The sequence below is a fragment of the Winogradskyella aurantiaca genome (assembly GCF_003362725.1).
In the GTDB taxonomy this organism is placed as follows: domain Bacteria; phylum Bacteroidota; class Bacteroidia; order Flavobacteriales; family Flavobacteriaceae; genus Winogradskyella_A; species Winogradskyella_A aurantiaca.
Genome location: NZ_QKTV01000001.1, coordinates 905241 through 916346 on the forward strand (window position 1 = coordinate 905241; position 11106 = coordinate 916346).

The 11106-nt window shown below is 37.6% G+C and carries 6 protein-coding genes; 4 read left to right on the forward strand and 2 right to left on the reverse strand.

Translation table 11 applies throughout. From position 1 onward, the window contains the following. Positions 1-48: 48 nt before the first annotated feature. Both DN064_RS04150 and DN064_RS04155 read right to left on the reverse strand, forming a co-directional pair. Positions 49-2385: a hypothetical protein gene (locus DN064_RS04150; protein ID WP_157962229.1), complete on the reverse strand. Its 2337-nt coding sequence runs from the start codon at positions 2383-2385 to the stop codon at positions 49-51. Between the two features lie 35 nt (positions 2386-2420). Further along, complete coding sequence (locus DN064_RS04155) at positions 2421-3020, reverse strand: ribonuclease HII (protein ID WP_115461332.1); 600 nt, start codon at positions 3018-3020, stop codon at positions 2421-2423. Positions 3021-3238: 218 nt separating this feature from the next. Between DN064_RS04155 and DN064_RS04160 the strand changes: the two genes are divergently transcribed. The 4 genes from DN064_RS04160 to DN064_RS04175 all read left to right on the forward strand — a co-directional run bounded on the left by DN064_RS04160 (position 3239) and on the right by DN064_RS04175 (position 10898). Next, entirely contained in the window at positions 3239-6523 is a 3285-nt protein-coding gene (locus tag DN064_RS04160) for a SusC/RagA family TonB-linked outer membrane protein (RefSeq protein WP_115461333.1), read from the forward strand. A gap of 15 nt (positions 6524-6538) precedes the next feature. Beyond that, positions 6539-8035, forward strand: a complete 1497-nt coding sequence (locus DN064_RS04165; protein WP_115461334.1) for a RagB/SusD family nutrient uptake outer membrane protein — start codon at positions 6539-6541, stop codon at positions 8033-8035. A 27-nt stretch (positions 8036-8062) separates the two neighbouring features. After that, a complete protein-coding gene (locus DN064_RS04170) occupies positions 8063-8815 on the forward strand; it encodes a hypothetical protein (protein WP_115461335.1) in 753 nt (250 codons plus the stop codon). An 82-nt stretch (positions 8816-8897) separates the two neighbouring features. Continuing rightward, entirely contained in the window at positions 8898-10898 is a 2001-nt protein-coding gene (locus tag DN064_RS04175; RefSeq protein WP_115461336.1) for a putative porin, read from the forward strand. The last annotated feature ends 208 nt before the right edge of the window (positions 10899-11106 follow it).

Here is an 11106-nt window from a genome sequence, read left to right on the forward strand (position 1 = left end):
TTGCAATACTACAAAATAGAAGCCTATTTGAATAGCTTTTTTGGACTTTTAGCGCAATCTCAAAATACTAATGCTACGCTCATCAGTTTGTAGAACAAACTCTAGATTTCTGTTGTTGTCCAGGTTGCCCAACACACCCGACGAGGTTCCAAAAACCGGAAATCCTTTGATGGGTTTCGCTTGACTGTCAAATAGATAGACTTTTTTCGATTGTTGATCGGTAGTAGTGATATAGATTTTGTCATTCAAATAGTAAATTCTTGGCTGGGTATAGATGCCGTAATCCAAGTCCACTGATTTGAGTTTAATATTCAGCTTGTTTTCGGTCTGGGTGACCAAAGTTTTACTCGTCGTAGTTAACTGATGCTCTGCTGGTAAGTTTAGGCTAGACCGCTTTAGTTTGCCCTTGGTGTCAATTTGAACAAGTTCGCCGTTTGAAGAAGTGGTACTAAATTGATTTTGATATAAGAAGATCTCGTTATTTGAAAAGTCTATGGACTGTTTGTTGTTTATCCGTATTTGTCCGCGACGATTTAGGATTTTCATGGACTTGCCAGCCTTAAAGACAATATAATCCCTACGTCCTACCCTAAAATGTTTTGGTTGTGAGCTTATGTTTAAATTGGGTTTATAGTTAAAACCTTTAACGCGTTTTCCTTTGGTATTTAGCATTAAGAGCTCTCTTCCTTGTGTAAGCAAAAGTCTATAGTCTCTTTTATTGTCATAATCAAAGACAGAGAGCGGTTGGGTAATAGGGTCATTGAACCTAATGGAAAATGGTGCTACCTCTTTTCCGTTTCTATCCAAAACATACAATCGATTTTGAGTACAGAAGGCCAATTGTAAACGTCCATTCTTGTACATATCAATTTGGGCAACCTCACCAAGAACTTGACCATTAAGCCTTTTCTTCCACAATAGCTTTCCTTGATTGGAGATTAAATAGAGTGTGTTTTCAACATCTTGAACAAGGATGTCCATGCCGCCATTAATATGATTCTTTACTAGTTGCGGACTGGTAATAAGTTCCTTGTCTAATTGTAATGAAGCCAATTGCTCTGTAGGAAGTGCTCGTCTGGAAGCGCTATATTTTGCAACGAGACCATTTAAATGGATAAAATCACGCTCTTTACTAATTTGAAAAAAAGAGGTGTTATAAGCTGTAGTCTTTTCCGGAAATAAGGTATTAATGGTAGAACCATTAGCATAAGACATATAGCTAAATTTAGTACGTAATTCTGAAGCTAAATCTTTATAGCGATTTGATTTAGATACGGTACGCTCGTTGAAATAGGCGGTTAAACAGGATTCTAAAGATGTTTTTGAGTTGGAGATAAAGACATTATTATTGGTAACAGCAAGAAATTCATAAGACTGTTCAGGAATAAATACTTGAAGATTTCCTGTGCGTCTTGACGACCATTCATATTTATAAATACTGGTTTCGCGATAAGTATCAATTGGATCCTGAAGATTTAGTTGGTCTGCAATTTGTGAGGCGTCATTAAGATGAAAAATCATCAAATCTCCATCATTAAGTGATACAGATGCCATTTCAAGGCAAGCACTGGCCAGTATATTAATGGAATCTTGTTCTTCAGAAAAAGCATTAGACGCTGTTTGAGGGTTCCAGGATACCGGAATCTGAGTTAATTGCCATTGGTTGGATGTTTCAGGAATGACATTAAGTAGTTCTGAAATTTGAGGTTCAGAAAATAATTCTAAGGATAAACTATCCTGTTTGGCTAAGCCTGTAAATTTTATCTGATCCCTTGTTGTTGTATTGGTAAGATACAGACCATCTTCTGGGGAAAAAAGGGTAAGCGATTTATCAATAAATGAAAGTGGCAAAAATGTTTGAGATGAATTGAGTAAAAGGGAAGAGGCACCATCTGGGGTTTCAATCTTCGATAACTTATTTAATAATTCATTTTTATAGGCGGTTTTATCCGCTATCAGTAAACTGTCATTACCAATTAAAATATGATCATCTTGACTCCTTATATATATAGGAGTATCCAAACTCATAATATTGAATCTTGCTAATTCTATATCTTCTTGAGTAGTCTCAAGAGAATCTTCTACCAGAATGGGCGCGCCTGATATAACAAATGCATTTGTGCTGTCTTGGTCATAGAATGCAATTAGAGGGTTATCCATTTCAACCGAGTCTAATATTGTGGCCACCATATCCATGTAGCCCATGGTTTGTCCAAACAGAGCGGCATTAGTTGAAAGCGCATCAAGATTTTGAAAATCTTGAGTTGAGATGATAGTGACAGGAGTTCCTGGAAGAAAATTTGTTTCCGCTTTATTTTTAAAAGCGGACTCCATACAGCCTTGCAGAAGACCAGAGAGAAAAAGTAGAAGAAGTAAGTTACGCATTAAGGGGTGCAATGGATTCTATACAAATATAAAAGTTACAAGGGTAAACGAAATTGTGTTGGTAATAATTTAAAACTATGGCGGTGGTATTTGCTTGCCCCCAATTTTTTAATGGCCGCTCTATGAGATTTTGTTGGATACCCTTTGTTCTGCTTCCAGCCATATTCGGGAAACTCGTTATGAATAGATTCCATAAAGTCGTCTCTGTAGGTTTTAGCCAGAATTGATGCCGCGGCAATATTCAAATATTTAGAATCACCTTTTACAATGGTTTTAAAAGGTATTTGTTTGTAAGCCCTAAACTTGTTTCCATCTACAGCAATAAACTCTGGTTTGGGTTGAAGTCCTTCTATGGATTTGTGCATGGCTGAAATGGAAGCCCGTAGGATATTGATTTGGTCTATAATGTTTTCGTCTATAAAGGCAACATTCCAGGCTAATGCCTGCTCTTCTATTTGAGACCTTAATAATTGGCGTTTGGTGTCACTTAGTTGTTTTGAGTCATTGAGAATGGGGTTATTAAAATCATTAGGCAAAATTACCGCTGCGGCTACAACAGGTCCCGCAAGACATCCACGGCCAGCTTCATCAGTGCCACATTCCAATTTAAATTGAGAATATCTTAGTTTCAACATTTTATTAAGCCCCTTTTTTAGATAATTTAAATTTTGGACGCAACCATTTTAATAAAACCTCATCTTCTTATTGAGTGTCGTAAAAAATCATATAGTTAACGTATGGTGAAATATACTGCAAACTCGGCAAAAAGCTTAACATATTTTTATCAGAAACACTTGCTTATTTAATATTTAATTAAGATGTTTGCAACTAGACTAACTCAAATAATTGTTTTATGAAATTAAAGTTAACATGGTTATTAACGCTATGTATGGCGTTTGTAATGCAGTTTTCTTTTGCACAAGAGAAGACTGTAACTGGTACTGTAACTGAAGTTGCTACGGGGTTTCCTGCGGCAGGTGTGACAGTGCTGGTTGATGGTACTGCTAGAGGTACCCAAACTGATTTTGATGGAAAATATTCTATCGGGGTCAACAATGGTGAAGTATTAGTGTTTTCCTTCGTTGGATACAAAACTATGAGAGTCACTGTTGGTGCAGCTGATGTTTATGACGTTTCTCTTGAGGAGGATGTTGAAGCATTAGACGAGGTTGTAATCGTTGGTTATGGTTCGCAAACAAAGAAATCATTTGCGGGTACGGTAACGACGGTTTCTGCTGAAAATATTGAAAACAAAAATTTCTCTAATGTTACTCAATCACTTGCGGGTGAGGCTGCCGGGGTTACAGTAATTAACACTACTGGACAACCGGGTACAGTTTCTACAGTACGAATTAGAGGTTTGGGTTCTGTAAATGGTAACCGCGCTCCTTTATATGTAGTAGATGGTATTCCAATTACAGCTCAAGAAACATTAAATGCTATTAACCCAGCGGATATTGCCAGTACGTCTATCCTTAAGGATGCAACTGCAACTGCTATTTACGGTTCTCGTGGTGCTAACGGGGTTGTGCTTATTACAACTAAAACAGGTTCAGCTAATGAGAGTTATGTAGAGGTAGATGTAAGAACTGGTCTTAACACGCAAATCGTACCAAGATACGAGTTAATCAATTCTCCAGAAGAGTGGTTAGGGTATGTATGGCAAGCTAACAGAAACCAGTTAGAAATACTTAACCCTGGAATTAGCCGTGACGATGCTAATGCTCAGGCTAGCGCTAACTTATTTTCTGATACCGGTACAATTCCAACAAGATATAACATCTGGAATGCTTCTGGTGATCAATTGATTGATCCGGCTACAGGAACATTTAACCCAGCTGTTTCAAGAAGATATTCACCAGACGATTTTGAAGATCTTTTAACTCGTGATGGTTTCCGTTACGAAGCCAACGTACGTTTCGGTGGTGGAGATGAAAAAACTAGATACTTTGTTTCTGGTGGTTTCTTAGATGACAATGGTGTTGTTGTTAACTCTTCATTTAAAAGATATAACTTTAGAAGTAATGTTTCTTCTCAAATTAAGCCATGGTTAAAAGTAGGTGCTAATGTATCTTACTTATATGCAGAGTCAAGAAACAATGCTACATTAGGTGGTGCTGAGAACGTTTTCGAATTCTTAGATAAGTTTCCAAAGTTATACCCAGCTTTCGTTACAGATAACGCTACTGGTGAGAGACAGTTTGATCCATTCTTAGGAATCTTCGTTCCAGATTATGGTGCGATTTCTATTGGTGGTGGTGCAGGTCGTCCTGCTTCTGATGGGGTTAACCCATACGGTGCCGTAACTCTTGATTACAATGGTTATGACAGACACGAATTTGTTGGAAATGGAAACATTGATATTAAATTCACTGAAGGATTTACATTTGAAAACTCTGTGAGTTTACAGTTCCGTAACAATATTGGAAAGACAATGGAGAACCAATTCTATGGTCGTGGTCTTTCTGCAGGTGGTGAGTTGACACAAACTAATACCGTTAGTGAAACAATTAACTTCCTTAATCTTTTAAGATATAAGAAAGATTTTGGCAACCACTCTTTTGAGTTATTAGCGGCTCACGAAAGTAACTCAATTTCATTCCAGTACATTCAAGGTTATAAGACTAAGGCAGTAACTCCTTTCTCTTTAGAATTGACACAGTATATTGTTCAGCAAGCTCCAAACGTTGGTTTCCAAGAAGGAAGAAACCTTGAGTCTTTCTTTGCAAACTTAAACTATGACTTTGATGATAGAATATTCTTCACAGGTTCTATAAGACGTGATGGATCTTCTGTGTTCCAAATCCCAGAAAACAGATGGGGGACATTCTGGTCTCTTGGTGCTGCTTGGGTAATGACTAATGAGTCTTGGTTAGACAGTGACTTCTTAAGATACTTAAAAGTTAAAGGTTCTTATGGTACTACTGGTGATGAGGCTGGTATTAACATTGCAACAGGATCTTACTATGCTGGTGAAAACTTATTTGAGGTAACCAACCTTGGTGGTAACTTCGCTATCGCATTAGATGGTAATATTGCGAACCCAGATATTACTTGGGAAACTGCTAAGCAGTGGCAGGTTGGTGCTGAATTCTCTTTCAGTGACTGGTTAGACGGTAGTATCGATTACTTCTCTAAGGATACTGAAAACTTATTCTTTAACAGAACGGTACAACCTTCTTCAGGTTCTACTAACAGATTGGTTAATGATGGTGTACTTAGAAACTCTGGTTTAGAAGTAGATTTAACATTCCACGTAGTAAACTCTGCTAATGCTAGTTTAGATTTCTCTGTGAATGGTGCTATGATTCAAAACGAATTATTACAGTTACCAGTTGATACACCAAATAACTTCCTTAATGTAGGTGGTGGATTTGGATGGTCTGTTGGAAGATCTATCAACGATTTCTACATGCGTCAGAGTGCTGGTGTAGATCCAGCTGATGGTTTCCCACAGTGGTATGAGTACTATGATGATGCTAATGATAACGGCGTATTAGACGCAGGTGAAGCTTTAGAAGGAAACGATACTCCTGATTTCTCTTTAGAGCCATATTTATTAGCTAACCCAGGTGCTAACATCCGTAGAACAATTACAAAAACTTACGGTAGAGCTACTCAGTTATACCTAAACAAAGTTGCTATTCCTGATGTGTCTGGTGCATTCAGATTTGCAGGTAATATTTATAACTTTACTTATAATTTACAATTCACTTACCAATTTGGTGGGTACGGTTATGACAACCAGTACCGTGAATTATTTGAAGGTACGTTCCCAACAGGTGGGGGTACACTTCACGTAGATGCTAGAAATGCATGGCAAGAACCAGGAGACATTACGTCTGTACCAAGATTAGGTAATGGTTCTGTTGCTGCAAACAACTTTGAATCTGATAGATTCGTAACAAGTTCAGATTTCTTAGCATTAAACAATATCCAGATAGGATACAGCATCCCATCTAAGGTTTTAGGTAAGTCTGGTATTGACAATTTAAACCTTTACGTTTCTGGTGATAATCTTTGGATTACAACAGCAAGAAAAGGTTACAATCCAACAGTTAGAGCTAACGGTGCAACAGGTAGAGCAATCTACGCGCCATTATCAACGCTTACTGTAGGTGCGAGATTGAAATTTTAACTTAAAAAAAGCGATATGAAAAAAAATGTTTTAAAATTTATTGGCGGGGGACTTCTTGTTTTAGGTTTGTCTTCTTGTGGGGATAGTTTCCTTGAAACGCAACCTACAGAATTAGTAAGTGAGTCTACGTTGGCCGAAGCTGTGGAATTGAACCCTGACCTTGCGGTTGGAACAATTGATGGTATTTATAGTACTATGTTTACGTTTGGTTCTGGTGGTACCGGTGGTCATGATGACTTTGGACAAAGAGCTTATGAGGTCTTTGGAGATATGTTAAGTAGTGACATGGCGTTATCAAATAGTGTATATGGATGGTATAGAGCTTCAATTACTGAGATGCAAGCCACCCAGGATTTCACATTCACTGATAACTTCCAGACTTGGACGTACTATTACAGACAGATTCTTAATGCTAACTTAGCTATGGCTACTTTAGGTGGTCAGGATGCTGATCCAGAGAACCCAGATGTAAGAGCCTTACTTGGACAGGCGTTAGCCTCAAGAGCACACTCTTACTTAATGCTTGTAACGTACTATTGTGATGATTATAATCCAGAAGGGCCAGCTGTTCCATTATACGATCAGCCAGATGCATCTCCAAAGGCAAAATCAACACAGGCAGAAATCTATGCCAAAGTAGAATCTGATCTTGTAAGAGCGATTGAATTATTAGACGGTTGGTCAAGACCAAGTAAAGCTAATATCAATCAGCCTGTGGCAAAAGCTATCTTAGCTTATGCTATCGCTCAGCAAAGATCAAGATGGGATGAAGTTGCTACTTTAGCTCATGAAGCAAGAGTAGAATCTGGTACAACTCTTATGCCAGCTGACAACTCTCAATTTGGTATCTTAGGTGGATTCAACAACTGGAATAACCCAGGATGGTTATGGGGTGTTGATTTAAATACTGATACTGGTGTTGGTTTAGTATCATGGTGGGGACAGGTAGATTACTTCTCTTATAGCTACGCAGCTGTAGGTGATAGTAAGACTATGGACCAAGGTTTATACGAAAGTATGAGACCAGATGATATTAGAAGAAATCAGTTCTTTACTGGTGCTGGTGTTAACTTCTTACAACCATTATTCAAGCAATATGACGAGGACAGAGTACCATTTGGTACGTCTACTCAGGTTAAAGCTGATTACCACTACATGAGACATGCTGAGTTACTATTATTAGAGGCTGAAGCATTATCAAAAGCTAATAATGATCCGGCGGCTAGAACGGTACTACATTCTATAGTGGACTCTCGTATCGGTGATACGTCTTATATCGACGGTTTAAGTGGGGCTGCATTACAAGATGAAATCTATCAGCAGACAAGACTTGAATTATGGGGTGAAGGTAGATCTTATTTAGCGATGAAGCGTAACCAAGCTACAATCGTAAGAGGTGCAAACCACTTATCGTTTGTTGGTGAGCCAATTCAGCATAATGAAGATAGACTTACGTTCGAAATTCCTGCTCGTGAGATCCAAGATAACGTATTGATCAACGGACAGAATTAATATATAACACTAGCTAAAATCTAACGAATGAAAAATTTATTAAAACTAACAACTGCTCTTTTACTCACAGCTTTCTTAGTTGTAAGCTGTGAGGAAGATGCACCTTTGGCGGCAGCTGATATGGTAACTTTCGAGGCAGGTTCACCTGTTGAATTTGTTGAAATCGAAGGTAACAGAGTTGCTGAGGTGAATGTGTATACTGGAAATGTTACTGGTGCAGACAGAACTTTTGAAATTATGGTGAATCAAACAGCAACTACGCTTGATCCATCTGCCTACGAAGTTCCAAGTTCTGTAACAGTTCCTGCTGGTACAAATGTTGGGGTATTATTATATAGAATTATAGACAGTAATATTCCTTTAGCAGGGGGTACTTTAGTACTTGAGTTTGGGGATACAGGTACGGCTGTAACTACTCAAGGAACCCCGTCGTCATCGTCTATTTCAATTTCTGTACAGTACGAGGAATGCCCCCCATTAAATTCAGCTACATTAAATATTGTTTTTGATGCTTACCCTGGTGAAACTAGCTGGGAATTAGCAACTGGAGGTGCTGTTGTTGCATCAGGTGATGGTTATGACGATCCAAATAGTGTATTAACCTTAGACTGGTGTTTAGAATCAGGTGACTATGAGTTTACAATCTTTGATTCCTTCGGTGATGGTATCTGCTGTAACTACGGTCCAGGTGAATACTCTATAACCGTTAACGGTGAAGCAGTTGTTGATGGAGACGGTAGCTTTGGTGCTAGCGCAACTTCATCGTTTACAATTCAGTAATTAATATTTACTAAATATTTTAAAAAAGGTCTGCTTGTAGCAGGCCTTTTTTTATTTTCGCAATTGTATCTAATGGTGTAGCATGTATCTATTGTATCAAATAGTTGAGCGTATTAAGGCTCTTAGATCCGTTTGGTTAATTGTCCTACTATGTTTGCCAGGTATTACTCTTGCACAAAAAAAACTAACTGGTAGGCCTTCAAACTTTCAGGCTAATCCGGCACTTGCCGATTCATCTAATAAGTCCAAGAAGTCAGCGAAGTTTGATAAGGTTGCCAAGTTATCTGAGTACATATACCAATCCTATGAACTTGATACCACCGCAGTAGACACAAGTCTAACGATTCAAAAACAATACAAATTCAATTATTTAAGACGTGACACGTACGGCTTAATGCAGTTTGCTAATGTAGGGCAGTCTTACAACTCTTTGACACTACAGTTTCGTGAAAAAAATAATTTACCTCTGTTTGCAGGGCAGGCGCGACACTTTAATTATTATAGGAAAGAGGATATCAATTATTACTCCGTACCCACTCCATTTACACAATTGTATTGGAAGACAGTATTTGAGCAGGGGCAAACCTTAAATGCTTTTTTCACTGTGAATACCTCACGCCAATTGAACTTTTCAGTTGCTTATAAAGGTCTAAGATCATTAGGTAGTTACCAGAATACATTAACAAGTACTGGTAATTTTAGATTCACCACCAATTATAAAACAAAGAATGATCGTTATCATATGCGTGGACATGTGGTGTATCAGGATTTGTTTAATGAAGAGAATGGTGGGCTCAAGGATGAAGATTTACCTAAGTTCGTCAATGGTGAAACAGAGTTTAGAGATAGAGCTTTGTTTGATCCGAGTTTAAATGCTGCTGAAAATATACTGGTAGGAAGACGGTTTCATTTGGATCATTCTTATGATCTAATTAAATCAGTGGATTCCGTTTCTGTTAATGTTTTGTCCTTAACACATCAAATTGGTTATGAAGACAAGTATTATCAGTTCAATGAGGCCGGAAATTCTATCGACTATTTTGGACCGTCATTTACTACTTCAACCTATGACAGAGTCAATTTGGAAGACTTTTACACCAACGTGGGGGCGGCGTATCAAAATGAAACTATTGGTCAGCTAAGGGCTAGTATTGGCTATAAAGATTTAAACTACGGTTATAACAGTATTGTAATCCTGGAAAGTCAGCGCGTTGGTAATCGCATCAAGAATAACTTTTTGAATTTTAATGCCTCCTATGCCAATAATTTTGGAAAACTTGGATTGAGTGGACGCTTTGGAACTAACTTTTCTAATGAGTTTAAAGGGAGTTTTATTGATGCCAATGTGAGTTATGCATTTTCGGAAGACTTTAAGTTTATTGGTGGGTTTAATATTAATTCAAGAAGACCCAATTTTAATTTCCTTTTATTTCAAAGTGACTACGTCAATTATAACTGGGATAATACCACGGATTATGATAATGTTAATACGCAGCAGATTTTTGCCGAGGTAGTGTCTAATAAGTGGGTTAATGTTTTGTTTGATATATCCAACATTCAAAATTACACCTATTTTAATTTAGCTGAAACTACAGATAGTGGTGTTCGCGTGGTAAAGCCAGAACAGAGCTCTGAGTCCATACAATACTTTAGGATTAAAGCTCAAAAGGAATTTAAGTTTGGAAAGTTTGGTTTAGAGAATACCTTACTATATCAAAATAGTAGTTCCAGTGCGCTAAACGTCCCAGAGTTTGTTACCCGTAATGCCTTTTACTTTTCAGATGAAATTTTTAGAAAGGCACTAACACTGCAAACCGGTGTTATTTTTAATTATTTCACCAAATATCATATGAATCGTTATGATCCACTTCTAGCAGAGTTTTATACGCAGAATGAAGTAGAGATTGGCAATTTTCCAAGGTTTGATGTCTTCTTAAATGTCAAGGTAAGGACGGCTCGAATCTATTTAATGGCAGAGCACGTAAATTTTGCCTGGACCGGTTTTAATTATTTTTCTGCACCCAACCATCCGTATCGTGACTTTAAAATTAGATTTGGATTGGTCTGGAATTTTTTCCTATAACATTAGGAACCAGAGGGTTATTTTAGTATCTTGAAATTTCCCTAAAATTTTTCCTAAAACTACTTGCCAAGGACAAAATGTGTTCTATATTTGCGCGCTCAAAACGGTGAAGGTAGTAGTTGTTTTGGGGAGTTCTTTGAGTGGTGAAGAGGTACTAAGAAAAAAAAGTAAAATATTTTTTGGATTAGTATTGTGAGGAATAAAAAAC

What these genes read in the sequence shown, in the direction of transcription:
- DN064_RS04150 (WP_157962229.1), bottom strand. Translation starts at nt 2,385, where the DNA reads ATGCGTAACTTACTTCTTCTACTTTTTCTCTCTGGTCTTCTGCAAGGC.
- DN064_RS04155 (WP_115461332.1), bottom strand. Translation starts at nt 3,020, where the DNA reads ATGTTGAAACTAAGATATTCTCAATTTAAATTGGAATGTGGCACTGAT.
- DN064_RS04160 (WP_115461333.1), top strand. Translation starts at nt 3,239, where the DNA reads ATGAAATTAAAGTTAACATGGTTATTAACGCTATGTATGGCGTTTGTA.
- DN064_RS04165 (WP_115461334.1), top strand. Translation starts at nt 6,539, where the DNA reads ATGAAAAAAAATGTTTTAAAATTTATTGGCGGGGGACTTCTTGTTTTA.
- DN064_RS04170 (WP_115461335.1), top strand. Translation starts at nt 8,063, where the DNA reads ATGAAAAATTTATTAAAACTAACAACTGCTCTTTTACTCACAGCTTTC.
- DN064_RS04175 (WP_115461336.1), top strand. Translation starts at nt 8,898, where the DNA reads ATGTATCTATTGTATCAAATAGTTGAGCGTATTAAGGCTCTTAGATCC.